This window comes from Arthrobacter sp. Y3221160 (genome assembly GCF_059092585.1).
The window spans coordinates 826447-852591 of record NZ_JBNHHU010000001.1; the positions used below are offsets into that span (position 1 = coordinate 826447).

Genomic DNA, 26145 nt, shown 5'->3' on the forward strand with positions numbered 1-26145 from the left:
GGAACTGGCTAGGCGGGCGGGCTGCCCCTGAGCTGCGCGGCGCTGCCGGTGTAGCGGTAGAGCCGGGGCGGCCGGTGCCGGCCGCCCTGCAGGTACTCGTCGGTCGGTTCGATGTCCGGGGTCGCCCGCAGCTGGCGGCGGAAGTTGGCGGGATCCAACTGCTTGCCCAGCACGGCCTCGTACACTTCGCGGACCTGGGCCAGTGTGAAAGTGGATCCCAGGAAGGCATACGCGATGGAGCTGTATTCCACCTTGTTCCGCAGCCGCCACAGCGCGTAGTCCACGATCTGGTTGTGGTCAAACGCCAGTTGGCCAAGTTCATCGGCGCGGACCCAGCGCACGTTCTCGGTTTCGCGGGCCAGTGCCGCCTCGTCCGGCTTCACCAGCGCCCAATAGACGATGGAGACCACCCGCTGCGCCGGTGAGCGGTCCAAGCCGCCGAACGCATACAACTGCTCCAGGTAGCTCGGCTGCAGGCCGGTGGTCTCCTCAAGGTTCCGGGCCGCGGCGTCCTGGAGGGATTCGGCCGCACTCAACGGACCGCCGGGCAGCGCCCACAGGTCCCGGAAGGGCTGGCGGGTACGGCGGACCAACGGCAGCCACAAGGTGGGGCGACCCGCCTCCTGGTCCGGACGGAGGGCGAAGATGACCGTGGAGATGGCCAGTTCAGGGGGCTGCTGCGCCCGCTCCGACACATTGGCCGCGTGAATCGGCATGGCCGCCTCCTCCCCGGTTTCGAGTAAAAGTCATAGTGACTAGAACTCATTCTAGCCGGTTATGGTCATGTTGACCCAATCACACCCCAACGCCGGCGATTTGTGACGGCGCCGGGATCATGGCGGACCGGGCAGGCCTCCCGCCCTCCTCTCGCCGCAAGCCGGAGCCGACAACCTCCGACTGACACGAGGGAATGGACGCACAGCGGCATTCCGGCGTGGCCGCCCGCGTGGCGCCGGACTCCCCGGGCTAGGCTTCAGCCATGCACCCACGGGGACGGCGGCGGTTCGTACCACCGGACAACAACGAAATCCTCAGGCGCAGGTATGGCAGGAAGGAACGCCCGCCGCACCATCGCGTCATCCTTGGCCGCTACGCCTTCATCAAGGGCTGGCTGGTCGCCGTCGGGGCGTGGTTCGTCATCTCGCTGGTCCTGAGCATCATCGACGAGCTGTCGTCGCCGCACTCCGCTGCCCTCAGCTTCTGGGGCCTGGTGCTGACGATCAGCTTTTTCTTCGCCGCCCTGCTGGGCGCCCCCTTCGCGCTGCTGCTGGGCCTGCTGCTGCGCCCGGTTCGCCGGCAGTGGGTGCATGTGCTGGTATTTGCAGCAGGGCTGGCCGCACTCACGTGGGGAACCGTCGCCCTGCTGGCTCCGGGCACGGCTCCGCTGCCTGCCATTTGCGCGGTGATTGCCGGAACCGCCGCGGGGCTCGGCCGTGTGGCGGTCATCCGGGACGTCGACGTCGACGACGGCGGCGCCGCCCTTTCCTCCGGGGTCAGCGGGGATCGGCGGCGGCCTGAACCAACGGAAGGGTCCGCTCCCGGAAGTGGCTGTTAAGCACGATCACGGACGACGAACGCAGCACCGTATTGGTCGCCATGACCTGGTCGAGCACGCGCTGCAAATCCGCGTTCGACCGGGCGACGACACAAGCCAGCAGGTCGCTTTCACCGGAGACGGTGTGCAGCTCCAGCACCTCGGGAATGTCGGCGAGCGCGGCGGCCACGGCGTCGTGCCCGGACTCCTGCCGGATCACGAACGAACAGTAGGCTCGCACCACGTACCCCAGTGCCTCGGGCGAAAGCCGCGGCCCCCAGCCCGCCGTCACGCCTGCGCGTTGCATCTTGTCCAGCCGGGCCTGTACTGTGGCACGCGCTACTTTCAGCACCCGGGACGCTTCCAGAACGGACATCCGCGGGTCCTCCGTGAACAGCGTGACGATGTCGGCATCGAGAGAGTCGATCTGCATGACGCTGTGCGTCCTTTCGGGTTCGGTGCCGCCAGTTGTGGGACACTGCTAGACAAATTGTCAGCTTACGGGCTGCTTTCGCCAAACGACAGGACAGTCGATGCCGCGTTTTACCGCCACTCACCACCGTGACCCGAGCGCCCGACCGCCCGCCGGGCTCGGCCACGGGATGAAGCAGCGCCAGCTGATCATGATGGGACTGGGCAGCGCGATCGGTGCCGGGCTCTTCCTGGGCTCCGGAGCGGGCATCCAAGCCGCCGGTCCGGCCGTGTTGATCTCGTACCTGCTCGCGGGCACGTTGGTGATCATCGTGATGTGGGCGCTGGGCGAGATGGCCGCCGCCAACCCCAGCAGCGGTGCCTTCTCGACGTACGCCGAGAAGGCGCTGGGCCGCACCGCCGGCGCCACCATCGGCTGGCTCTGGTGGCTGCAGTTAGTGGTGGTGATCGCGGCCGAGGCAGTGGGCGCCGCGGGCTTGCTGGCCACGGTCTGGCCGGCGCTGCCCGTCTGGCTGCTCGCGCTGGTGTTCATGGTGGTCTTCACCGCGGTCAACCTGTTCGGGGTGCGCAACTACGGAGAATTCGAGTTCTGGTTCGCCATCTTTAAGGTCATCGCCATCCTGGCGTTCCTCGCCATCGGCGCCGCCTTGCTGTTCGGCTGGCTGCCCAATGTCCCGTCGCCCGGGTTGGGCGTCATCTTCGGCGAGGACGGCTTCGCCCCCAACGGCATCGCCGGCATCGGTGCCGGGCTGCTGGTGGTGATCTTCGCCTTTGGCGGGACCGAGATCGTCGCCGTTGCCGCCGCGGAAACGGAAAACCCGGGAGTTAGCGTGGCGAAGGCCATCCGGACCGTCGTCTGGCGCATTCTGGTGTTCTACTTCGGCTCGGTGCTGGTGATCGCGCTGACGGTGCCCTGGGATTCGGAGGCACTGGCCTCACCCTTTGCCGCGGTGCTCTCGATCGCCCAGATCCCCGGTGCGGATGTGGCCATCACCCTGGTCGCCGCGGTAGCGCTGCTCTCGGCGCTCAACGCCAACCTGTACGGCGCATCCAGGATGATCTTTTCCCTCTCGGAACGGAACGAGGCGCCCGCTTCCCTCGGGAGGCTCAGCACCCGGCGGGTTCCCGTCAGGGCGGTCATGGCGTCCGTGGCGTTTGGTTTTGTGGCGGCCGTACTCGAGCTGTTGTTCCCCGAGCGCGTCTTGCCGGTTTTGCTAAACGTCGTCGGGTCCACGTGCCTGGTGGTCTGGGGAATGGTCCTGCTGTCCCAACTGGTGCTGCGCCGCCGGGCCGACCGCGAAGGCACGGAACTGCCGTTCCGGATGCGCGGCTTCCCGGCGATGACGTACGCGGGCCTTGCCCTGCTGGCCGCAATCCTGGTGCTGGGCTTCTTCTCCCCGACAACGGGAATCCAGCTGCTCTCGACCCTGGTGCTGATCGCCGCGATAGCTGCAGCTGCAAAAATTGCCGCGCGCCGAACACCAGCCGAAAGTTCACCTCGCCGTTAGCGGTATGCAACCTGTTTATAGCTTTTGCCATCAGGGGCAGCTAACTGTGCACACTGTTTGGTGATCGCATGGCAGATTGCGCACTCCACGTCGGGTGATTAGTGTCACCGTAAGCAAGTGAAGCCGTCGCGCTCCTCCCCCGCGGGGAGGCGGCGGCACCATAACTACGTGGAGGAGCAGGCATGAGCAGCGTTCTTTCCCTGGACCCGTCGGCCCGGCCCGACCTGTCCGCAGAGGACCTCAAGGAGCTCTACCGGCTGATGGTGTCGGTCCGCCACCTGGACGAATCGGCCATTCGGTGGCAGCGCCAGGGCCTGATTCCCGGCTACGCACCGGAACTCGGACAGGAAGCCGCCCAAGTGGGCAGCGGGTATGCGCTGGACATGTCCCGCGACTTCGTCTTCCCGACCTACCGCGAGATGGGCGTGGCCCGGACGGTGGGCGTGGACATGGTCGAGTACATGTCCACCCACAAGGCGACCTGGCACGGCGGGCTCTACGATCCCCAGGCCACCCGTTTCGCCCCGATCCAAGCCGTCGTGGCAGGCTCCGTGCTGCACGCCGTCGGCTGGGCGCACGGGCAGACGCTTTCCGGCGCCCCGGCCGGAGAACTCGGCGTGGCCATCACCTACTTCGGCGACGGCGCCAGCTCGCAGGGCGACGTCCACGAAGCCATGAACTTCGCCGCGGTCATGAAGGCTCCCGTGGTCTTTTTCATCCAGAACAACGGCTTTGCAATCTCGGTGCCGACGGAGCGCCAGGTGGCCGGGGGCTCGGTTGCCGCCCGGGCGGCCGGCTACGCCATGCCGTCACTCCAGGTGGATGGCAACGACGCCGTGGCTGTCCACCAGGCGACGGCCGCCGCCCTCGCCCATGCCCGGGCGGGCAACGGGCCGGCCGTCGTGGAAGCCATGACGTACCGGCGGGGCCCGCACTCCACCAGCGACGACCCCGGCCGCTACCGCACCCTGGCCGAGGAACGCGCCGACGGCGGCGAGGATCCGCTGCTGCGTATGCGGGCCCGGCTGGAAGCCGAGGGCATCGCCGGCGAGGACTTCTTCGCCGAGGTGCTCGCGGCCGCCAAGGCGGAAGAAGAACAGATCCGGGAAGGCGTGGCGGCACTTGGTTCCCGTCCCGGCACGGAGATGTTCGATTTCGTCTACCAGGAACCCACACACGCGCTGAAGGCCCAGGCACGCGCCTGGCGGGAGGAGTCCGAGCATGTCTGAGCACAAGACCCTGAGCGACCTTGAAGCCGCCTTCGACAACACCACAGAAACCAGCGCCCAGCAGGAATCCGCGGATGTGGTGGAACCCGGCCACGTCACCGCCGTCGAACAGCTCTCCATGCAGCAGGCACTGAACCGCGCGCTGGCAGAGGTGCTGGAGGACAACCCCAAGGCACTGGTTTTGGGCGAAGACGTCGGACAGCTCGGCGGCGTCTTCCGCATCACCGATGGCCTGCAAAAGACGTTCGGCGAAGCTCGGGTTTTCGACACCCCGCTGGCCGAATCCGGCATTCTCGGCATGTCGGTGGGCCTGGCCATGGCCGGCTACCACCCGATCCCCGAGGTGCAGTTCGACGGGTTCGCCTACCCGGCGATCAACCAGATTGTCTGCCAGGTGGGCCGAATGAACTACCGCAGCCGCGGCACCATGCCGATGCCCATCACGCTGCGGGTACCCAGCTTCGGCGGCATCCGCGCTCCCGAACACCACGGCGAGTCGCTGGAATCGCTGTTCGCCCACGTACCCGGCCTGAAGGTGGTCTCCCCGTCCAGCCCGAACGAGGCGTACCACCTGCTCAAGCACGCGGCCACGCGGCCCGACCCGGTGATCTTCATGGAGCCGAAGTCCCGCTACTGGCAGAAGGGGCCGGTGGACACCTCCCCCGAGCCGGACGGCTACTCCCCCGAAGGCTCGCGGATCGTCCGCGAAGGCAGGCACCTGACCCTGGTGGCCTGGGGCGCCATGGTGGCCCGCTGCCTGCAGGTCGCCGAGCTCGCCGCCGAGGACGGCATCGAGATCGAGGTGCTGGACCTGCGCTGGCTGAAGCCAATCGATGCCGAAGGACTGGCCGCTTCCGTGGCCAAGACGCGCCGCGCCGTCGTCGTGCACGAGGCACCGCTGACCTCCGGCCTGGGTGCGGAAGTAGCCGCGCTGATTACCGAGCGCTGCTTCAACACCCTGCGGGCACCTGTTGAGCGCGTGACCGGATTCGACGTACCGTACCCTTCGGGAGACCTGGAAGACGAGTACGTACCCAACATTGACCGCATCCTGTTCGGGATCCAGCGAGTATTGGAGTATCGCCGTGGCTGAAATTACGTTCCCCCTGCCGGATCTTGGTGAGGGCCTGATCGAGGCAACCGTGCTGGAATGGCTCGTCTCCGAGGGCGAGCAGGTCGAGCGCAACCACCCGCTGGTCGAGGTGGAGACCACCAAGTCCGCCGTTGAACTGCCCTCCCCGCAGGCGGGCAAAGTGGTGAAAATCCATGGGGAACCCGGCGACATCATCAAGGTGGGCGAACCGTTGATCGTTTTCGAGGTTCCCGATGACACCGCCGGTATTGTGGGCACCGTACCGAAGGAAGAAGCGCCCAAGCGCCGCGTCCGCCTGACGGCGGCGCTCGACGACGAGGACTGAGCATGGGAAACACCCCGCAGCACACCGTTGAAGGCCTCGATCCGCGCCTGCACGTCCAGGTGCACGAGGCCGCCGAAAGGACCGAGGGCCCGCGCCGCCCGGTGATCCTGCTGCACGGTTTCGCTTCCTCCAGCAAACTCAACTGGGAGGACGCCGGCTGGATTACGGCGCTGACCCAGGCCGGCCGGCGCGTGGTCACGGTGGACCTTCCCGGCCACGGCGAAAGCGCCGCTCCCGAAGAAATGGACGCCTACGCCCCCAGCCGGATCCGCGCCGACCTGCTGCAGTTGGTCCAGGACGCCAAGGTCCGTCCGCTGAAAGAGAACGACGCCGACACCGGGGTTGACCTGATCGGCTACTCCCTGGGAGCGCGGCTGGCGTGGGAGTTCGGCGCCACCCAGCCGGAACTCGTCCGGCGGATGGTGCTCGGCGGACCCGGCAGCAGCGACCCCTTGGCGGACTTCGACCTGCGCGCTGCCCAGCGCTTCCTGGCGGACGGGACGCCCATCGAGGACGTCAACACCGCCGAGCTTTTGCGGATGGCCAAGCTGGTGCCGTCGAACGACATCTTCGCGCTGATGACCATGATCGAGGCGATCAAAACCGAACCCTTCGTCCCGACCGAGGCCGTGCCGAGGATGCCGGTGCTCCTGGTGGCCGGCGACAAGGACGATCTGGCGGTCACCGCACCGGAGCTGGCTGCACTCTCCGACGCGGCGGAGCTGATGTGGCTGCCCGCACGTACGCACGCCAATGCCGTGACCTCCCGGGCCTTCAAGACCGCCGCCATCGAATTCCTCGCTGGTTAACCGTTCGCGCATTTTTCGGTGCCGCCAACGGAGCTTTTGGTCGGTACAATTCTCGATGAACGTAAATTCCTGGGGCGTGGAGGCTTGATGGAGGTATTCCTGGGCGGGCGCTACAGGACACGGGAGCTCATAGGCACCGGCGGGGCAGCGTCCGTGTATCGGGCCGTGGACGAATCTTTGGGCCGCGACGTGGCGGTCAAGATGTTCGCACCGACGACGCCGGACGATGACGAGTACCGGCGGCAGCACACCGAAACCCTGCTGCTGGCCACGCTGAACCACCCCGGTTTGGTGACTTTGCTGGATGCCGGACTGCACACAGCCGACGATGGCGCGACCACCAGTTACCTGGTGATGGAACTGATTGAAGGGTCCGACCTGCGGCGGCGGCTGAAAGGCGGGCCTCTCTCCGAGGTGGAGACCGCGCAGATCGGGGCAGATTTGGCCGACGCGCTGAACTACATCCATAGTCAGGGTGTCGTGCACCGGGACGTGAAGCCGGCCAATATTCTGCTGGCCAACGGCCACACAGAAGATACGCGGCACCACCCCAAGCTCACCGACTTCGGCATCGCCCGGATGGTGGAAGCCACCATGGCCACCGCCCAGGGTGCGACCATCGGATCCGCGAACTACCTCAGCCCCGAACAGGCCTTGGGCAACCCCGTCACCGCGGCCAGTGACGTGTACTCGCTGGCGTTGGTCCTGCTCGAATGCCTTACCTGCGAAAAGGCATTCTCCGGCACACCGATGGAAGCGGCCCTTGCCCGGCTCTTGCGCGACCCCGAGATTCCGGACGCCCTCCCCGCCGCTTGGGCGGACCTGCTGACCCGGATGACCCGCCGCGACCCGGAGGCTCGTCCGACCGCGCACGAAGTGGCCCTGAGTTTGCGGAACCTGGCGGAGGCGCCGCTGCCGGAGCAGATCGTAGCGACGGCACCCGTGTTGTCATCCCCTGCGTTGGCGTCACCTGCGCTGTTGAACGGTACGACCGGCTCGGACTCGGCCGGGGCGATCGAAGAGCGTACCGGCGGGCACATCACGGGGAACGTGGCTATCCCCGCACCGCCGAACCGCGCTCCCAGCGTGGGTTAAACGAGGCATTGAACGCAACACAAGGCACCTCCAACTTGGGCTGGAGGTGCCTTGTGTTGTGTGTCCAGGAACCGCGGACTTCGCTGGATCAGTCGATCAAAGCGACCAGCCGGCCAATAACCTCGCCGCGAGCCAACTTGCCGATGCCTTCTCCGATTTCGTCGAAGGAAATCTGGCTGATGTGGGCCGACAGTTTTCCATCCGCCATCAGCTGAAGCACGTCGGCGCAGTCCTGCAGTGTTCCTGCCTGGGAACCGACCAGCTCGACTTCGTTCAGCGTGAGCTGCTGGAGGTTGATGGTGCCTTCGCTCCGTCCGAGCCCCACCTGGACGACGCGGCCACCGCGACGAACGATGTCGACGGCACCGGCGGTTGTAGTGCCGAAGCCTGCAAAGTCGACTACCAGGTCCAGTTCCTTGTCGGCAAAATCCCGAATGTCCTTGGCTACTGCTGTGGCACCGATCTCGAGTGCCATCGGGTGCACCTTCTCATTGACTTCGGCCACGTAAAGTTCTGCGCCGTTGGCTATCGCCGTCTGCGCTCCGAGTGATCCCAGACCACCCAGGCCGATAACCCCGACCTTCATCCCCGGCTTGAGTCTGCCCTGAACCATCATGGCGTGGTAGGAAGTCATACCGGCATCCGTCGCGGCCGCCGCCTGATCAAACGGGACGCCGTCCGGCAACGGTGCCACCAACCGTGCGGGGGCCTTCACCTTTTCTGCGAAGCCCCCGTTAAGCGAGGTGCCGGGGCCTTCGATCGCGGCGGGAATAACGGCTCGGTCCCCCACCGAGAAGGTCGTGACATCCGCACCGACCGCTGAGACGATACCGGCGATCTCATGGCCGAGCGTGATAGGCCGGAACGGAAGCAGCGACGTCAAGGTGCCGTCAATGAACCCAACATCGCTGTGGCACAGCCCGGCGGCCTTGATGTCCAGGACAACTTCATCCGCAGCAGGTTCCGGTGCGGCAACTTCATTGAGCGAGAGAGGTGCGTCGATTTCTGTAAACTGCCAAGCCTTCATTACACAATCACTTCCTTGAGCGGTACGCACGCAAATCCATGCATATGCATTCACTCTAGGCGGTTTACCGGGAGATGCAAGATATGCGAACGTTGACTCGCCTTACGCCACGGTGGAAGCGGGTTGGCATTTCTGACGGGTATCTGCTCCCACCGCGACCTTCGCAGACAGGCATGCAGCTCATCGGGTCGGCCGACCGACCGTTCAAGAAAAGGTTCGCGATGTTCTTGACGTGGCACTCGCCACAGGCCATGATGGATCATATACGATTTCGTACTTCACAGGAGGATGCCTTGTCCGAAGCCAACGTCACCCAGTCCGCGGGCACGCTGCAAACGGTGGATACCCAGATCCTGGAGGACGCCGGCAAGGTGCTGGCCGTACACCTGTCCTACAACTCCCGGGCCGCACAGCGCGGACGGGTTCCGGCGCACCCCTCCTACTTCATGAAGGCCTCCTCCTCGCTGGCCCTCTCGGGCGGCACCGTGGAGCGCCCCGCGGGCACCGAGCTACTGGCCTTCGAGGGCGAGATTGCCCTGATCATCGGCAAGCCTGCCCGCCGCATCAGCATCGACGAGGCCTGGGACCATGTGAGCCACGTGACCGCCAGCAACGACCTGGGCGTCTACGACATCAAGTACGCCGATAAGGGCTCCAACGTCCGCTCCAAGTCCGGCGACGGCTTCACCCCGATCGGCCCGGCCCTGCTGCCCGCGGCGTCGGTCAACCCGGACGCCCTCCGGATCCGCACCTGGGTCAACGGCGAGGTCGTCCAGGACGACACCACCGCGGGCCTGATCTTCTCCTTCGCCCGGATCGTCGCCGACCTGTCGCAGCTGATGACGCTGCATCCGGGGGACATCATCCTTACGGGGACCCCGGCCGGCTCCTCCGTGATCGTGCCGGGCGACGTCGTCGAGGTCGAGGTCTCCGACGAAGCCGCAGGGCTGAGCACCGGCCGCCTGTCGACCACCGTCACCCAGGGCGAGGCGGAATTCGCGTCCTTCGGCAACACTCCCAGGATCACCGACGCCGACCGGATCGATGCCTTCGGCAGCGAGGAAGCGGCCGGGCTGGCGCCGGCAATCACCGGCAAGTCCGCGCTGACCGAGGACGTCAAGGGCAAGCTGCTGTCGGTCGCCACCGCCACCATCTCCGGCGCGCTGCGGAAGCGCGGGCTGAACAACGTCAGCGTCGACGGCCTGTTGGCCACCAAGCCCGGCCAGAAGGTCATCGGCACCGCCCGTACCCTGCGCTACGTGCCCAACCGCGAGGACCTGTTCAAGTCGCACGGCGGCGGTTACAACGCGCAGAAGCGCATCATCGACGCGCTCGGTCCGGGCGAGATCCTGGTCATGGAGGCCCGCGGCGAGAAGGGCTCCGGAACCCTCGGCGACATCCTCGCCCTGCGCTCCCAGGTGCGCGGCGCGGAGGCCATCATTACCGACGGCGGCGTCCGCGACCTTTCCGAGGTGGCGGCGCTGGACATCCCGACGTTCTACAACGGTGCCCACCCGGCGGTGCTGGGACGCAAGCACGTGCCCTGGGACACCGACGTGACGGTCGCCTGCGGCGGCACCACCATCCAGCCCGGCGACATCATCGTGGCCGACGACAACGGCATCCTGGTGATCCCGCCGGCCCTGGCCGCCGAGATCGCGGACGAGGTCGTCGAACAGGAACGCCAGGACAGCTTCGTCTTCGAGATGGTCAAGGAAGGCCACAAGATCGAGGGCCTGTTCCCCCTGAACGCCGAATGGCGCGCACGCTACGAGGCATGGGTCGCGGAGCAGCCGAAGTGACCACCCTGGCCCCCAGCAAGTCGGAACAGGCCTACGAGCTGCTGCACGAGCGGATCGCCAAGGGCGAGCTGGTGCCCGGCTACCGGCTGGTCCTCGGGACCATCGCCGCGGAGCTTGGCTGCAGCACCGTACCGGTGCGCGAGGCAATCCGCCGGCTGGAGGCCGAGGGCCTGGTGACGTTCGAGCGCAACATCGGGGCGACGGTCGCGGCCGTCGACGCCGAGTTGTACCTGCACACCATGCAGACGCTGGCCGTGATCGAGGGCGCGGCGACGGCCCTGGCCGCGCCGCTGCTCTCCGCCGCGGACCTGGCCGAGGCGCGAGCGGTCAACGCCGAGCTGCGCCGCTGCCTGGAAGACTTCGATCCGCGCCGCTTCACCCAGCTCAACGACCGGTTCCACGCCGGGTTGTACGAACGCTGCCCCAACCCGCACATCCTGGACCTGGTGCACCGCGGCTGGAACCGGCTCAACGCCATGCGGGCCTCCAGCTTCAGCCACATCCCCGGCCGTGCCCGCTCCTCCGTCGAGGAACACGAGCAACTGCTGGATCTGATCGACGCCGGTGCCAGCGCCGGCGAAGTGGAGAAGGCGGCCCGGGCACACCGGACCAACACGCTCAACGCCTACCTGGCCGCGGACGGCTTGCCGCCCTCGCCCCTGTAGGCCGCGACCGCTGCCGACGGCGACACCCCGCCGTCGTCAGCGGCCGAGCACCACACACAGCCCAGACCTCACCGACTACCGACCATTCAACCCCCATGGAAAGGACCATCATGGCCGAGCACTTTGTCCCGGACAACCTGCCCACCCACCTGCAGCACTACATCGGCGGCAAGCTTGTCGACTCCATCGACGGCGACACCTTCGACGTGCTGGACCCGGTCACCAACAAGCCGTACATCAAGGCTGCCTCCGGCAAGGTAGCCGACGTTGCCGCGGCCGTTGCCGCCGCCAAGGACGCCTTCGAGAACGGCCCCTGGCCCACCATGCTGCCGCGCCAGCGCTCCCGCGTGCTGCACAAGGTCGCCGACATCGTCGAGTCCCGCGGCCAGGAACTGGCCGAGATGGAGTGCTTCGACACCGGGCTGCCCATCAAGCAGGCCCTGGGGCAGGCCCAGCGCGCGGCGGAGAACTTCCGTTTCTTCGCCGACCTCATCGTCGCCCAGCACGACGACGCCTTCAAGGTTCCCGGCCGCCAGGCCAACTACGTCAACCGCAAGCCGATCGGCGTCGCGGGCCTGATCACGCCGTGGAACACCCCGTTCATGCTGGAGTCCTGGAAGCTGGGTCCGGCGCTGGCCACCGGCAACACCGTGGTCCTGAAGCCAGCCGAGTTCACCCCGCTCTCCGCGTCCCTGTGGCCGGGAATCTTCGAAGAGGCCGGCCTGCCCGAGGGCGTCTTCAACATCGTCCACGGCTACGGCGAGGAAGGCTACGCCGGGGACTCCCTGGTCAAGCACCCGGACGTCCCGCTGATCTCCTTCACGGGCGAATCCCGCACGGGCCAGATCATCTTCGCGAACGCGGCGCCGTACCTGAAGGGCCTCTCCATGGAGCTGGGCGGCAAGTCCCCCGCCGTCGTCTTCGAGGATGCCGATCTGGAGGCGGCCATCGACGCAACGATCTTCGGCGTCTTCTCGCTCAACGGCGAACGCTGCACCGCGGGCTCGCGCATCCTGGTCCAGCGGAGCATCTACGACGAATTCGTCGAGCGCTACTCCGCCCAGGCAAAGCGGGTCAAGGTCGGACTCCCCCACGAGGAGACGACGGAGGTCGGCGCCCTGGTCCACCCGGAGCACTTCGAGAAGGTCATGTCCTACGTGGAGATCGGCAAGCAGGAGGCCCGCCTGACCGCCGGCGGCGGCCGTCCCGCGGAGTTCCCGGAGGGCAACTTCATCCAGCCGACCGTCTTCGCCGACGTGGCACCGGACGCCCGGATCTTCCAGGAGGAGATCTTCGGTCCGGTCGTGGCCATCACCCCGTTTGATACGGACGAGGAGGCCCTCGAACTGGCCAACAACACCAAGTACGGACTGGCCGCCTACATCTGGACGAACGACCTGAAGCGGTCCCACAACTTCGCCCAGAATGTCGAGGCCGGGATGGTGTGGCTGAACTCCAACAACGTCCGCGACCTGCGCACCCCGTTCGGCGGCGTGAAGGCGTCCGGCCTGGGCCACGAGGGCGGCTACCGTTCCATCGACTTCTACACCGACCAGCAGGCCGTGCACATCAACCTCGGCGAGGTGCACAACCCGGTCTTCGGCAAGGCCGAAGACGCTGCCGCCATCCCGGACGCCTGACACCTACCCCTACCGCTCGAAGGAGAGAATTATGAGCAACGAAATCCCCAAGCCCTCGGTTCCGGCCCCGGACATCCTGCGCTGCGCCTACATGGAGATTGTGGTCACCGACCTGGCCAAGTCCCGCGCCTTCTACGTGGACCTGCTGGGCCTGCACGTGACCCACGAAGACGACGAGGCAATCTACCTGCGCTCGTTCGAAGAGTTCATCCACCACAACCTGGTGCTGCGCAAGGGCCCGATCGCCGCGGTGGCGGCCTTCGCCTACCGCGTGCGGTCCCCGGAGGACGTGGACCGCGCCGAGGCCTACTACCAGGAGCTGGGCTGCCGCACCGAGCGCCGCAAGGAAGGCTTCGTCAAGGGCATCGGCGACTCCGTCCGCGTGGAGGACCCGCTGGGCTTCCCGTACGAGTTCTTCCACGAGGTGGACCACGTGGAGCGCCTGCACATGCGCTACGACCTCTACTCGGCCGGCGAGCTGGTGCGCCTGGACCACTTCAACCAGGTCACCCCGGACGTCCCGCGCGGCCGCAAGTACCTGGAGGACCTGGGCTTCCGCGTCACCGAGGACATCAAGGACTCCGACGGCGTAACCTACGCGGCCTGGATGCACCGCAAGGGCACGGTGCACGACACCGCCCTCACCGGCGGCAACGGTCCGCGGATGCACCACGTTGCCTTCTCCACCCACGAGAAGCACAACATCATCCAGATCTGCGACAAGATGGGCGCCCTGCGCATGTCCGACCGGATCGAACGCGGTCCCGGCCGCCACGGCGTGTCCAACGCCTTCTACCTGTACATCCTGGATCCCGATGGCCACCGCGTGGAGATCTACACCCAGGACTACTACACCGGCGACCCGGACAACCCCGTCATCACCTGGGATGTCCACGACAACCAGCGCCGCGACTGGTGGGGCAACCCGGTGGTCCCGTCCTGGTACACCGAGGCGTCCCTGGTGCTCGACCTCGACGGCAACCCGCAGGAGGTCATCGAGCGCACCGACAACTCGGAGATGGAGGTGACCATCGGCGCCGACGGGTTCTCCTTCACCCGGGCGGACGACGAGGACGGCACCTTCCGCGGCCAGGCGTCGAAGGGTTTTAAGATCGGCAACCAGGTCTAGTCCCGGTCTTCGACCGCATGACGACGCCGCTGGGCGGCTTCCGCAGGGAAGCCGCCCAGCGGCGTCTGTGGCCTTGCCCGCCCCGCCGCCGGATGCCACACTGGCACCTACACGCGGTGCCGGCGCCCGGCCGACGGGGCGGTCCGGGGTGCCGACCGTTCTAGGGGATGGGGGAAACGGCGTGAGTATTCTGCGTACCGTCGTTGCACGGATAGAACGTACCGAGGCTCTGGACAAGGTCGCCGAACCGGTGGCCGGGCTGGTGGGCAGGATCGTCAGACCCCGGCCGATCAGGAACGTCCTCAGCGGCAGCTTCGTGGGCCACCCGCTGCATCCGCTGTTGACCGACTTTCCCATCGGTGCCTGGACCATGTCCACGCTGCTGGACACGGTGGGCGGCCGCCGTGCCGAGCCCGCGGCCGACCTCCTGGTCGCCGCCGGAATCCTCACGGCCGTACCCACGGCGTGGGCCGGGCTCAACGACTGGTCGGATACGCAGGGCGAGGACCGCCGGCTCGGCATCGTGCACGCCGCATCCAACTCGGCGGCGTTGGTGTGCTTCGCCGCTTCCTTCCTGGCCCGCCGCGGCGAGCGCCGGGGGCTGGCCAAGGTGCTCGCGCTGGGCGGCTTCGGGCTGGTGATGTCCGGCGGCTACCTGGGCGGCCACCTGAGCTACGCCCGCGGCGTCAACGTCAACCACACGGCGTGGCGGAAAGGTCCCGTCGAGTGGACCCCCGTCCTGGCGGAAAGCGAACTGCCCGAGGGCCGGCCGCAGCTGGCGCACGCCGGCGACGTGTCGCTGGTCCTGTTTCGCAGCGATGGCACCGTCCGGGCGCTGGACAGCGTCTGCAGCCACATGGGCGGGCCGCTGGCAGAAGGACAGGTCGACGACGGGTGCATCACCTGCCCCTGGCACGGCAGCCGCTTCCGCCTGGCGGACGGCAGCATCGTCAGGGGCCCCGCCAGCTCCGAGCAGCCAGCCTACGAAACACGCGTCCGCGAGGGGCAGGTCGAGGTCCGGCTGAGCTGACCGGCTCAGCCCCGCCGCGGCCTGGACCTGCGGGAGGCGCGGCGGGCGTCGGTTCCGGCGATGACGAGCGTGGCGACAACGGACGCGGCGGTGACGGCCAGTCCTGCGGTGATCGCCTCGGTCCAGCCCGACCGGGCCTGGACGGAAAAGGCGACGGCGGTGATGACCGCGATGCCCACGGCGGTGCCGATGCGCTGGGCCGTCTGCAGCACTCCCCCGGCGCTCCCCGCGTACTCCAACGACACGTCGGCCAAAGTCAGCGTCTGGTTGGGGGTGATAATGAGGCCCTGCGCCATGCCGATGAACGACAGCGTCAGCAGCATCCACCAGATGCTGAGCAACCCGGCTGCCTCCAGTTGGATGACGGCGATGGTCGACGCCAGCCCCAGCAACGCGCAGAGGATCCCGGCGACGATCATTTGCCGCCCCCGCTCCAGCACCCGCTTGCCGGACCAGTGCGACGAATAGGCGCCGAGCAGCGCGGCAGGCAGCCCGATCAACCCCGCCTCCAGAGCGCTGCCGCCCAGCCCCTGCTGGATGTAGAGCGCCACCAGCACCCAGACGCTGGTCACGCCCATGAAGTACAGGCCGGCGATCAGCGAGCCGGCGGAGAAGCTGTGGGTGCGGAAGATCCGCAGGTCGACCATCGGGCTGCGCCCGCGGTGGCGGTAAGTATGTTCCCACCACGCCCACAGCGCCAGCAGTCCCGCGCCGCCGGGAAGCAGCAGCCAGATCCATGCACCGGCCCCGCGTTCGACGAAGGGCAGCAGCAGCGCCAGCACCGACAGGCCCAGCAGCACGGCCCCGACGGGATCGAGGTCGCGTTCGGGCTTGGCTACCGGGGGCTGTCCGGGGGCGCCTTCGCGGTCTGCTTCCCCTGGAGGGTCAACGGCAGTGTGCCGCGGCTTGAACCACATCAGCGCCAGCACGATGGCCAGGATCCCGACCGGTACATTCACGAGGAAGGTCCAGCGCCACCCGTCCTGGACACCGGCGAACTCAATGATCGTTCCGCCCAACAGGGGCCCGACGGCCACCGACACGCCAATCACGCTGCCGAGCGCCCCGTAGGCACGGCCGCGTTCCGCACCGCGGAAATACTGCTGGATCATCCCCACGGCCTGCGGATTCAGCAGCCCCGACCCCAGGCCCTGCACGAAGCGGGTGATGTTCAGGCTGAGCGGATCCGGAGCGAGTCCGGCGGCCACCGAGGAGAGCGTGAAGAGCGCGACGCCGGCGATGAACAGCGGGCCGCGGCCCAGAATATCGCCCGCCCGTCCGGCGGCCACCAGCACCACACCAAAAGTCAGCGCATAGCCGGAGAGCACCCACTGGAGGTCCGAGTCCGACGCGCCCAGTCCGGTTTGGATGGACGGCAGCACCACGTTGACGATGCTCACGCTCACCAGCGACATGAAGATGGCCACCAGCAGCACGGCCAGGATCCGCCACCGGCCGGGGTCGGGGACGAAGCCGGCCTCGGCGCCGTCGGGGCTGGCCGGTCGGGGCGCTGATCGGTTCTCGGGAGCGGGGTCGGAGGCTTGGGTCACCTACCATTCATACGCCGGGACGGCTCCGCTGCCAAACCGCGCGCCTGCGGCGACAGCCGCGTTAAACGAAAGAGCCGGAGCGGCAGGCGTTGGGGGAATCCTGCGGGTCCGGCTCTTCCACGGCCGGACCCAAGTCCAGCCGACGCGATGCGGGCCCCCGTTCCGAGCCCCACCGTTGTCACGAGCATATCCCGCGGGCATCCGACCCGCGATGGGGAGAACTACCCATGCAGGTTAAGCGGTCTATCAGGCGGTCGAGCAATAGCCGCTACGTTGGGCCGGCCGAACGCCCCCCACGTCACATTCCGCCGCCGCGGAGGGCGTTCGCTCCCCCTCGCGACCCGGGAAACGCAAGAGGATACTGAAACCGTGGGACTGTTGAGCGGAGCACCTGCCCCTTTCGCCGATCGACCCGATGCCGCCCGGCAACTGGCGGCCGAACTGGCAGCATACCGCGGCCGCGACGACGTCACCGTGCTTGGCCTGGCGCGCGGCGGCGTCCCAGTGGCCGCGGTGTTGGCGAAAGAACTGGCCGCCGACTTCGACGCGCTCATCGTCCGCAAACTAGGCATTCCGGGCCAGCCGGAGGTCGCCTTCGGTGCCTTGGCCGCCCATGGCGGGCACACCGCCGTCGTCATGGTGGAACCGATAGTGGCAGAACTGCGCCGCCGCAATTACAGCGAACAGCGGCTGCAGGAGGTCCAGGACAGGGAACGGGCCGAACTGAAGCGGCGGCAGGAAGCGTATCTCCAGGGCCGGACGGCAGAGGTGCGCGGCCGGACCACGATCCTCTGCGATGACGGGTTGGCCACCGGCGCCACCATGAAGGCTGCGATCAACGCCGTACGGCAGAGCGACCCCCGCGAGATCGTCGTCGCGGTGCCGGTGGGCCCGCCGCAGGCCTGTGCCGAGCTACAGAAACTGGCCGATGCCGTGATCTGCCTGCGCCAGCCACGCAATTTCAGAGCCGTAGGCGAGGCCTACCAATACTTTGGCCAGGTCAGCGACGACGAGGTCATGGCAGCGCTGCCCCGGTAGCGGCTGCCGCCGCCAGGTTAAAGAACAGCGGACCGCCGCCGGCATCACTGCCGGCGGCGGTCCGTCTCTGCAGTCCCGCGGAGGCCTTAGCTGGTGGCCTCTGGTGACTGGCGCGACTTAGCGGTTCTCGCGCGCTTCGGGGTGCTGCTGCAGGTACTCCTGGTGTGCTTCCTCCACGCGCAGGTTCTTGCCCTTGGTTTCCTTGACCACGGAGACCGCCACGAGCGAGATGACGCACAGCACCATGATGTAGATCCCGATGGAGATCGTGCTTCCGGTCCGGCCCAACAACAACTCAGCGATCAACGGAGCGAAGGCACCGCCAAGGATGGCACCAATGGCGTAGCCAATGGAAACGCCGGAGTATCGGACGTTGGCCGGGAACATTTCGGCATAGAGGGCCGACTGCGGGCCGTAGGACAGGCCCAGGCCGATGGTCAGCACGAACATCGCGATGCCCATCAGGAGGATGCTCGCGGTGTCGATGAGCATGAACATGGGAATCTGCCACAGCAGGACCCACACGTAGCCAATCTGGAAGGTGCGGATGCGGCCGATCTTGTCGGAGAGGATTCCGCCGTACATGGTAAAGATCAACCAGCCGAAAGCAGCAAGCGTGGTGGCCAGCAGGACCGATGGGCGGTCCATCCCCAGGCCTCCGGCGTCCGCCGGCTTGGTGGCGTAGGAAGCGAAGAACGCGATCAGCAGGTATCCGGCGGCATTGTTGGCAATGAAGATCAGCGCGGTGAGGATGACCTCTTTCCAGTTGTGCTTGAACAGCTGGCCCAGCGGAGCGGCCGATTCCTTCTTGCGCTCCTGCATCTCCTTGAAGACCGGGGACTCGGACACGGAGCGGCGGATGAAGTAGCCGACCAGGATCAGCACGACCGAGAACAGGAACGGTACGCGCCAGCCCCACGCAAGGAAGGCATCCTCGCTGAGGATAGTGGTCATCAGCCACATCACACCGGTGGCAAGGATCATGCCGATGGGAACACCGATTTGCGGGTAGGCACCGAAGAAGCCGCGCTTGTTGACCGGCGCGTGCTCCACGGACATCAGCGCGGCGCCGCCCCATTCGCCGCCGGCCGAGAATCCCTGCAGGATGCGCAGGAACACCAACAGGATCGGGGCCGTGATCCCGATGTCCCCATAGGTCGGCAGCACGCCGATCAGGAATGTCGCGGCGCCCATGAGCACCAGCGTGAAGACCAGCATCATCTTCCGGCCCAAACGGTCGCCCAAGTGGCCGGCGACGATGGCGCCGAGCGGGCGGAACAGGAAGCTGATACCCAGCGAGGCCCAGGAAACGATCTGCGCCAGGCCGGCGCTCTCCTGGGACAGCGGCGCGAAGTACAACGTAGCCAGCACCAGGCCGGCGGCTTGCGCGTAAATGAAGAAGTCGTACCACTCGATGGTGGTACCGACCAAGGTGCCCGCGAGCACCTTGCGCTCTTCACGGCGGGCTGCTGGGCTGAGGTTGCCTGCCAGCTCTTCTGACGTTGACATATTTTCTCCGTTGAATTCACAGAACGGTTACCGAACGGTCGGTAATGTGACTGGAGCCATATTACCGGACAGTGACGGGCCACACATAGCGCCGCCATATCATTTCCATAACGCCCAAACGCTGCCGTGGTGCGCCACGACGTCGCTCTCCTGTGGGAACGACCGGAGCCCGTGAGCGCCCACACCCCAAAGAAGCGGCCGAGCACGGCGCTGCGTTCTATAGTTGGACGCTTTGTCCCGATATAGAACAATGGGACCTGTGAGGGCCGGCACAAGCACTGTGACCGGTTCCCGCCGCATTTCCCGTGCAGGACTTTCCAGAGGATGTACCGATGAGCCAGACCCCCATCAAACCCGCCCCGGCGCACTCGCAGACCCTGTCGCGCGGCATCAGGGCCCTGGAGATCCTGGCGGAGGCGCCGTCGCCGATGACGATCGCCGAGTTGTCCGAGGCGTTGGGGGTGCACCGCTCGGTCGCCTACCGGATCCTGCGCACGCTCGAGGACCATTCGCTGCTGATGCGCGATTCGGCTGGCAGGGTGCAGGCGGGGCCCGGCCTGGCCGCGCTGGCCCGGGGTGTTTCGCGGGACCTGCAGTCGGCGGCGCTTCCGGAGCTGACAGCACTCGCCAACGACCTGATGATGACGGCCTTTGTCGCGGTCTGGGACCAGCACGACTGCGTGACGCTGCTGACCGTGGAGCCGCGGCATACGACGGCACTGGTGCAGCGTCCGGGCACCCGGCATTCCTTTGCCGCGGGAGCCCCGGGCATCGCCATCCAATCGGCCCTGACCCGGGACCAGTGGGAGCAGCATGCTCCGGGCCAGCCGATCCGTCCGGAGGCCCGGCTCGCCAAGGCCTCCGGGTATGCCATCAGCCATGACGAGGTCATCCCCGGCGTCTCGTCGGTCGCCGTGCCGGTCACCGTCCCGGGGCAGCTCCCGGCTGCCGTGGCCGTGGTCTACATCCGGACCGACACTCCAGATGAACAAATTGCCGAGGCCTTGAAGCGCTCAGCCGCAGTCATCGAGGCGGAGCTACACTAAGCCCGGCCGCGGCCGGCGGACGGCGGTCAGGCGTCCCCGCGGCGCCGGACGACGGCGGCAGGCGGGCGGCGGTCAGGCGTCCCCGCGGCGCCGGACGACGGCGGCAGCGACCAGGCCCAGCACCAGCAGCATGGCTGAGGCGGCAATCGACACCAGGAACGCACCGGAGTGTCCCAGGTTCTCGGCCAGCGCCCCGGCTACCGCCGAGCCAATGGCAGAGCCGAGGACGACGCCGCTGGCGAGCAGCGTCATCACCGTGCCGAGCCGCTCGTCCGGAGCGACCAGGCTTCCGATGCCGTAGATGGTGACCATGGTGGGTCCGACGGGCACGCCGACCACCAGCAGCACGAAAATCATCGGCAGCACTTCGGCGGGCAGCAGCAGCAGGACGCAGAACGCCGTCATCGCCGCCGCGCACACGACCCAGCGGCTGGAATGCTTCCACCGTGCGGGCCAGTAGGCCACGGACAGGGCACCGAAGGCCGACGTCAGGCCCAGCAGCGCATACAGCAGGCCCGCGGTGTCGGCCGCGCCGAAGCTGCCGCCGAAGGCACTCAGGGCGTTCTGGGTTGCGCCGAAGAACACGCCCATGGCCACCATCCCCAGCACGGGGATGGCGACGAGCGGCCAGTTGATCCGCACCGGCGAGGCAGCCGCGGCGGCTCCGGGATGCGCCTTGACCAGTCCTGGCGTCACCGGGACGACCGCACGGTAGGTGGGGTGGACGGCAAAGGCAGTCACCATCGTCACGGTCAGGGCGGCGGCCAGCACGAAGGGCAGCCACGGGGCAATCAGCGCCGCGAGCAGCCCGACCAGGGCCGGTCCGAGCACGAACGTCAGTTCGTCGGCGGTGCTCTCGTAGGACAGCGCCGTGTCCAATACCGGCTTGTCCTTGCGGGTCATCGCCATCCAGCGCACCCTGGCCAGCGGGCCGACCTGCGGACAGGTGGCGCCGACGGCGAAGGACGCCGCAAGCACGGCCACGGGGCCGGCTCCACTGCCTCCGATGTAGACGCAGGTCAGCAGCACGGCGATGGCGCAGGTGTGTGCGGCAGCCGCGACCAGCAGCACGGGCCGCTGACCGACCCGGTCGGCAAGGTAGCCGAAGAGCGGCGCACCGGCGGCCGAGCCGATGCCTACGGCACCTGCGGCGAAACCGCCTGAGGCGTAGGATCCGGTGCTGACGGTGACCAGTGTCAGGGCGCCGACCGTGAGCATCGCCAGCGGCAGCCGGGCAAGGAATCCGATGGCCAGAAAAGAGGCTCCGGCCATCCGCGCCAGCCGCGCGTAGCGGCCGAAGGGGTTTCGGGTCTTGCGACGTCGGCGGCCGGAGGTGTCGTTGCCGGGGGCTTGTTGCTGGGCGGGCGCGCCGGAATCAGAAGCAGTCATCGGTTTTTCCGTTGGTTCGAACCGCGCATCGTCCCGCCTCCCGATGCGCACAACCCGGATAACACAACCATCATACCGGTGGTCAGGCGGCCCCGGTAAGCACGGTGCGGACGGAGGAGCCGTGGCGCCCCTTCGTGACTTGGAGCTGGGCGCCGATGCGCTGCTTCATCTCCGCTACGTGGCTGACCAAGCCGATGACCCGGCCCCCGTCGCGCAGTCCCTCCAACGCATCCATGACCTGCTCCAACGCCTGCTCATCCAGGCTGCCGAATCCCTCATCGACGAACAGCGTCTCGATGTCCACGCCGCCTGCCTCTGCCTGCACTACGTCGGCCAGGCCGAGTGCCAGCGCGAGCGAGGCCATGAAGGATTCGCCGCCGGACAGGGTGGAGGTGTCGCGCCGCTGCCCCGTCCATTCGTCGCTGACGTGCAATCCCAGGCCCGACTTCTTGTTGCCGGACTTCGAGTCGTCGTGGACCAGGGTGTACCGCCCGTCGGTCATGGCGATGAGGCGTTCGGAAGCCGCCGCCGCAATCTGCTCCAGCCGCGCGGCCAGGACGTAGGTGGTGAGCGTCATCTTGCGTTCGTTCTCGCCCAGTCCCCTGACCGTGTCCGCCACCGATTGCAGGAGCTCGTGCCGTTCCGCGATCGGGGCCAAGCGGACTTGTTCCTCGTCGAAACGCCGGCGGTAGCTGGCAAGTTGTTGCTGCGACGCAGTCAGCACCCCGTGCCGCACGTGGTGCTCCTGCACCAGCCCGTCCAAAACCGCGGCTTCTCCGCGTGCCGCGTCCAGTTCCGCGGTCCCCGGCAGTGTTTCGCCCTTCTCGAGCGCGGTGCGGGCACGGACGACGGCTTCGGAGGACTCCAGCACCTGCAGCCGCTGGCCTGCTTCGGTGTAGGCAGTGTGGCGCCGCTGCAGTTCTTGCAGCTGTGCCGGTGCCAGCAGGGACACCCGGATTTCGTCTTCGGAGGCGAAGCTGGACTGCCCGATGGCCGAGGCCAGATCGGCCTCTGCCTGCTCCAACGCGTTGCCACAGTGGCGGTGCTGTCCCAGGACGTCCAGGGCAGCGGCCAGCAGTTGGTCCAGGCGGGATAGCGAGGCCGCGTGTTCGTGCAGGCTGCCTCCGTCCGGACGGGCCTCGCGCAGCTTCTGCTCGAGTTCCTGCACGCGTTCCCTCCCGGCCTTGAGGTCGGAATCGGCGGAGGCCTTGGCCACGGCCAGGGCCGACAGCTGCCGGCCGTTCTCGTCGAGCTGCTCGGTCGTGGCGGCCGCCCGTTCCTGCAGTTTTGTGCGCCGTTCCCGCACCGCGACGGCCTCGTCCAAACGGGCACGGGCGGCGACGACGGCGGCGGCCGCTGCGGCGGCGTCGGTCGCGCCACCGCGGGAGGCCAAGGCCGAGAGTTGCTGTTCCAGTGCCGCGCACGCCTCGCGGGCCTTGGAGTACGTGGCTTCCGCCGCCGCGTGGTCCTCCCGGGCTGCTGTTTCCTGTTCACGGGTGACCAGGTGTCCGCCGGCGGCCGCGGCCGGTTGCGGATGTTCTGTTCCGCCACACACCGGACAGGGGTCTCCCTCTGCAAGGTTGGCGGCGAGCTCCGCTGCGGCCTGATCGAGTCGCTGTTCCAACAGCGACAGCCAGGCTTCCTTGCGCCGAAGTTGCCTGGCGTGCGCCGCATCGCGGTTCCGGCGGGCCTCGTCGGTCTTGGCCAGGCAGGCGCCGTAGTCGGCCACGGTGTCCCGAAGCTGTCGGGCTTGTTCCAGCCGCTCGGTGAGCAGGCCGACGTCGTCGGAGGCTGCCGCCAGCGTGGCCAATTCCTCCTGCAGCCCGCGGCCGGTTTCAGCCAGCCGTTCCCGGGTTGTTTCCGCGGCACCGATGTCCTTGGCCAATCGGCCCGCGTGCTGTTCCAACCGCCGCACGTCGGCAGCCGCCGCCTGCAACCGCTGCTCTTCCGGCAGCAGGGCGCGGATTCGTCCGAGCTCGGCGGAGAGCTGTGCCGCCGCCTCCTCGAGCAGCGCCTGTCCCGCCGCATCGGGGTCGGGGCGGCGGGAAACGAATGTTGGGAAGAGCGGATGGGCTTCGGCCTCGTCGATCCGGTCCAAAAACTCTTTCCCGGCCCGTTCCACAGCGAGTGCCGCCTGATCCCGGTGCCGGATGGGCGACGCCAGCAGTTCCGCGGCCCGGTGCGATGCCAGGGTTTCGGTCAGCGCTGCGTGGCCGTCGGCGCCGTTGCGGTGCTCGGCTGCCAGTTTCTCCAGCGCCGCCAATTCCGCGTGGTCGGCCAGCGCCCGCTCGTGCCGGGCGATCGCCTCCCGCAGCCGGCCCAGCTCATCTTGTCCGCGCTCGGCCACGTCGCGGACGGAGCCGGCCGCGGACGCCATCGAGGACTCAAGTGCGGCGAGCAGGTCCGCGGCAGGCATTGACTGGTCCGGCATGTCCTCGGCGGCCAGATGCCGGGCTGCTTCCTCTGTTGCCCGCGCGAGCAGGTGGTCGGATCCTGCCACCGCGGCCAGGTAGTCCGAGCGGGCCTTGGCCGCTTCGTCCGCCAGGACCTGCTCCACCGCCTCGTAGCGGTCGGTCGCGAACAGGCGCTGCAGCAACGGCCGGCGTTCCCTGGCGTCGGCGCGCAGGAACGCCGCGAAGTCGCCTTGGGGCAACAGGACTACCTTGGTGAACTGTTCCAGGCTCATGCCCAGGACGGCCAGCAGCTCGGCCGCGGCCTCGTCGTTGCGGCCGCTTTTCTGGACCCAGGCCCCGTTGATCTTCTCGCGCAGCAGCGTGCGCGCCTGCTCCGTCACCGATCCGGACCTGGCCCGGGACGAGGGCCGTTCCCACTGCGGGTTGCGGGTCACTTCGAACCGTCTGCCGCGGGCGGAGAACTCGCACACGACTTCCGGCTCTGTCCCGGGTTCGGCGTGGTCGCTGCGCAGCCGCTTCCCCTGCTGGCGTGCGCCGGGAACGGACCCGTACAGCGCAAAACAGATGGCGTCCAGGATGCTGGTCTTGCCGGCCCCGGTAGGCCCGTTGAGCAGGAACAGCCCCTGCTCTCCCAGCTCGTCGAAGTCAATAATTTCCCGCGCAGCGAACGGCCCGAAGGCCTGCATTTGAAGCCGGTGGATCCTCATGCCGCGGCCTCAGCTGCCTGCACGGCGGCCAACGCATCGGCCAACAGTGCGCGTTCGGCTTCGTCGGCCGGCCGGGAGCGGACGTGGTCCAGGAAGCCGCAGCAGACCTCCAGGTCGTCCTGGGCCTTCGCGATGCGCTGGCTGTAGCTCATGGTGTCCCGGCGCGGCCCGGAGGCGGGTTCGAAGTTGAGCACCAGCGTGTCGGGAAAGCGCGCCCGCAGCCGTTCCATCGCCTTCGCCGGGCGTTCGTCGTCGGTGACCGTGATTTGGCAATAGGCGTCCTGCGCCCAGGCGTGGTCCGCCGATTCGAGCAGGTCCTGCATGGTCCCCTTGAGCACGGCGAGCCTGCGCGGGGAGGGCCAGCTGACGTTTTCCACCGACGCGAGCCCGTCCGCGGTGAATTCGAGGATGATGCCGCCCTTCTCGTGTCCGGCCTCGGAGAACGAATAAGGCAGCGGTGAGCCGGAATAGCGCACCGTTTCGCTCAGCGCCTGGCGCCCGTGCAGGTGGCCCAGCGCCACATAGTCGAGGCCGTCGAACAAATCCAGCGGGACCGCTCCCACTCCCCCGATGCTCAGGTCCCGTTCGCTGTCCGAGGTGACGCCGCCGCTGGCAAAGGTATGCGCCATGACCAGGGAATGCACGGCGCCGCCGGCCCGCCTCTGCTCAAGGTCGGCACGGACGAGGTCCAGCGCCGACCGCGTGACGGCGGTGTGGCTGGGAGCCTCCGCTCCCAGCTCCTCCGCGCACAGCCGCGGCTCGAGGTACGGGATCCCGTACACGGCCAGGGTCGCACCGTCCAGGTCCAAATCCACCGGGTCCGCAAGCTGGTCCAGCCGGGCGCGGATATGGACCCCGCCGTGGGCCAGGATGCCGGAGCCGAAGCCCAACCGGGTGGCCGAATCGTGGTTGCCGCTGGTCAAGATCACCGTTGCCCCGGCATCGCGGATGCGCGACAAGGCATCGGAAAAGAGGTTGACCACATCTACACCGGGAAGCGCGCGGTCGTACACATCGCCCGCGATGAGCACCACGTCGATGCTCTCCTCGCGCACTGTCTGCAGGAGTTGCTCCACAAAAGCTTGCTGCGCCTGCAGCATCCCGACGCCGTGGAAAGAACGGCCCAGGTGCCAGTCCGACGTGTGCAGTAACCTCATATTTCCAAACTATCCGG

22 protein-coding genes are annotated in these 26145 nt (G+C 67.6%); 14 read left to right on the forward strand and 8 right to left on the reverse strand.

The window, feature by feature from the left end; all coding sequences use genetic code 11:
• Window positions 1-8: 8 nt before the first annotated feature.
• Window positions 9-716, reverse strand: coding sequence for an NUDIX hydrolase (locus AC5RWG_RS03785; RefSeq protein ID WP_494000074.1), 708 nt, complete (start codon window positions 714-716; stop codon window positions 9-11).
• A gap of 263 nt (window positions 717-979) precedes the next feature.
• On the opposite strand from AC5RWG_RS03785, the gene AC5RWG_RS03790 reads away from it, so the two are divergent.
• Window positions 980-1555, forward strand: a complete 576-nt coding sequence (locus AC5RWG_RS03790) for a hypothetical protein (protein ID WP_494166449.1) — start codon at window positions 980-982, stop codon at window positions 1553-1555.
• On the opposite strand, the gene AC5RWG_RS03795 is transcribed toward AC5RWG_RS03790, so the two are convergent.
• Window positions 1494-1967, reverse strand: coding sequence for an Lrp/AsnC family transcriptional regulator (locus AC5RWG_RS03795; RefSeq protein WP_493979767.1), 474 nt, complete (start codon window positions 1965-1967; stop codon window positions 1494-1496). The two genes, AC5RWG_RS03790 and AC5RWG_RS03795, sit on opposite strands and share 62 nt — an antisense overlap.
• Window positions 1968-2067: 100 nt before the next feature.
• On the opposite strand from AC5RWG_RS03795, the gene AC5RWG_RS03800 reads away from it, so the two are divergent.
• The 6 genes from AC5RWG_RS03800 to AC5RWG_RS03825 all read left to right on the forward strand — a co-directional run bounded on the left by AC5RWG_RS03800 (window position 2068) and on the right by AC5RWG_RS03825 (window position 8025).
• A complete protein-coding gene (locus AC5RWG_RS03800; RefSeq protein ID WP_494139443.1) occupies window positions 2068-3474 on the forward strand; it encodes an amino acid permease in 1407 nt (468 codons plus the stop codon).
• 182 nt (window positions 3475-3656) lie between these two features.
• Window positions 3657-4703 carry a thiamine pyrophosphate-dependent enzyme gene (locus tag AC5RWG_RS03805; protein ID WP_494139442.1) on the forward strand — a complete coding sequence of 349 codons (1047 nt, stop codon included), beginning with the start codon at window positions 3657-3659 and terminating at the stop codon, window positions 4701-4703.
• Between the two features lie 118 nt (window positions 4704-4821).
• Window positions 4822-5796: an alpha-ketoacid dehydrogenase subunit beta gene (locus tag AC5RWG_RS03810; protein WP_494001271.1), complete on the forward strand. Its 975-nt coding sequence runs from the start codon at window positions 4822-4824 to the stop codon at window positions 5794-5796.
• Window positions 5789-6121 carry a biotin/lipoyl-containing protein gene (locus AC5RWG_RS03815; protein WP_494000078.1) on the forward strand — a complete coding sequence of 111 codons (333 nt, stop codon included), beginning with the start codon at window positions 5789-5791 and terminating at the stop codon, window positions 6119-6121. The genes AC5RWG_RS03810 and AC5RWG_RS03815 overlap by 8 nt, the downstream gene beginning before the upstream one ends.
• A 2-nt stretch (window positions 6122-6123) precedes the next feature.
• Window positions 6124-6930, forward strand: a complete 807-nt coding sequence (locus AC5RWG_RS03820) for an alpha/beta fold hydrolase (RefSeq protein ID WP_494000079.1) — start codon at window positions 6124-6126, stop codon at window positions 6928-6930.
• An 87-nt stretch (window positions 6931-7017) separates the two neighbouring features.
• Window positions 7018-8025 (forward strand): serine/threonine-protein kinase, encoded by a 1008-nt coding sequence (locus AC5RWG_RS03825; protein WP_494000080.1) that lies wholly within the window; start codon window positions 7018-7020, stop codon window positions 8023-8025.
• A gap of 88 nt (window positions 8026-8113) precedes the next feature.
• On the opposite strand, the gene AC5RWG_RS03830 is transcribed toward AC5RWG_RS03825, so the two are convergent.
• Entirely contained in the window at window positions 8114-9082 is a 969-nt protein-coding gene (locus AC5RWG_RS03830) for a zinc-binding dehydrogenase (protein WP_494000081.1), read from the reverse strand.
• A gap of 299 nt (window positions 9083-9381) precedes the next feature.
• On the opposite strand from AC5RWG_RS03830, the gene AC5RWG_RS03835 reads away from it, so the two are divergent.
• The 5 genes from AC5RWG_RS03835 (at window position 9382) to AC5RWG_RS03855 (ending at window position 15318) form a co-directional block, all read left to right on the forward strand.
• A complete protein-coding gene (locus AC5RWG_RS03835) occupies window positions 9382-10854 on the forward strand; it encodes a fumarylacetoacetate hydrolase family protein (protein ID WP_494001272.1) in 1473 nt (490 codons plus the stop codon).
• Window positions 10830-11519, forward strand: coding sequence for a GntR family transcriptional regulator (locus tag AC5RWG_RS03840; RefSeq protein WP_494000082.1), 690 nt, complete (start codon window positions 10830-10832; stop codon window positions 11517-11519). Before AC5RWG_RS03835 ends, AC5RWG_RS03840 begins: the two co-directional genes overlap by 25 nt.
• A 110-nt stretch (window positions 11520-11629) precedes the next feature.
• Window positions 11630-13159: a 5-carboxymethyl-2-hydroxymuconate semialdehyde dehydrogenase gene (hpaE, locus tag AC5RWG_RS03845; protein ID WP_494000083.1), complete on the forward strand. Its 1530-nt coding sequence runs from the start codon at window positions 11630-11632 to the stop codon at window positions 13157-13159.
• Between the two features lie 31 nt (window positions 13160-13190).
• Window positions 13191-14288, forward strand: a complete 1098-nt coding sequence (gene hpaD / locus AC5RWG_RS03850; RefSeq protein WP_494000084.1) for a 3,4-dihydroxyphenylacetate 2,3-dioxygenase — start codon at window positions 13191-13193, stop codon at window positions 14286-14288.
• A gap of 181 nt (window positions 14289-14469) precedes the next feature.
• Entirely contained in the window at window positions 14470-15318 is an 849-nt protein-coding gene (locus AC5RWG_RS03855) for a Rieske (2Fe-2S) protein (RefSeq protein ID WP_494075436.1), read from the forward strand.
• Window positions 15319-15323: 5 nt separating this feature from the next.
• Here AC5RWG_RS03855 and AC5RWG_RS03860 read toward each other — a convergent pair whose 3' ends face one another.
• Window positions 15324-16868 (reverse strand): MFS transporter, encoded by a 1545-nt coding sequence (locus AC5RWG_RS03860; RefSeq protein ID WP_494000086.1) that lies wholly within the window; start codon window positions 16866-16868, stop codon window positions 15324-15326.
• 369 nt (window positions 16869-17237) lie between these two features.
• On the opposite strand from AC5RWG_RS03860, the gene AC5RWG_RS03865 reads away from it, so the two are divergent.
• On the forward strand, window positions 17238-17906 hold the full coding sequence (locus AC5RWG_RS03865; protein ID WP_494000087.1) for a phosphoribosyltransferase: 669 nt from the start codon (window positions 17238-17240) through the stop codon (window positions 17904-17906).
• A 117-nt stretch (window positions 17907-18023) separates the two neighbouring features.
• Here AC5RWG_RS03865 and AC5RWG_RS03870 read toward each other — a convergent pair whose 3' ends face one another.
• Entirely contained in the window at window positions 18024-19415 is a 1392-nt protein-coding gene (locus AC5RWG_RS03870; RefSeq protein WP_494000088.1) for an MFS transporter, read from the reverse strand.
• A gap of 332 nt (window positions 19416-19747) precedes the next feature.
• Here AC5RWG_RS03870 and AC5RWG_RS03875 point away from each other — a divergent pair, with 332 nt between their 5' ends.
• Entirely contained in the window at window positions 19748-20461 is a 714-nt protein-coding gene (locus AC5RWG_RS03875) for an IclR family transcriptional regulator (protein WP_494000089.1), read from the forward strand.
• Between the two features lie 72 nt (window positions 20462-20533).
• Here AC5RWG_RS03875 and AC5RWG_RS03880 read toward each other — a convergent pair whose 3' ends face one another.
• The 3 genes from AC5RWG_RS03880 to AC5RWG_RS03890 form a co-directional block, all read right to left on the reverse strand.
• On the reverse strand, window positions 20534-21850 hold the full coding sequence (locus AC5RWG_RS03880) for an MFS transporter (protein WP_494000090.1): 1317 nt from the start codon (window positions 21848-21850) through the stop codon (window positions 20534-20536).
• A gap of 82 nt (window positions 21851-21932) precedes the next feature.
• The gene (locus AC5RWG_RS03885) at window positions 21933-24971 is read right to left on the reverse strand and encodes an AAA family ATPase (RefSeq protein WP_494166450.1); all 3039 of its coding nucleotides are present in this window, start codon (window positions 24969-24971) and stop codon (window positions 21933-21935) included.
• Window positions 24968-26128 carry an exonuclease SbcCD subunit D gene (locus tag AC5RWG_RS03890; RefSeq protein WP_494166451.1) on the reverse strand — a complete coding sequence of 387 codons (1161 nt, stop codon included), beginning with the start codon at window positions 26126-26128 and terminating at the stop codon, window positions 24968-24970. Before AC5RWG_RS03890 ends, AC5RWG_RS03885 begins: the two co-directional genes overlap by 4 nt.
• Window positions 26129-26145 lie beyond the last annotated feature (17 nt).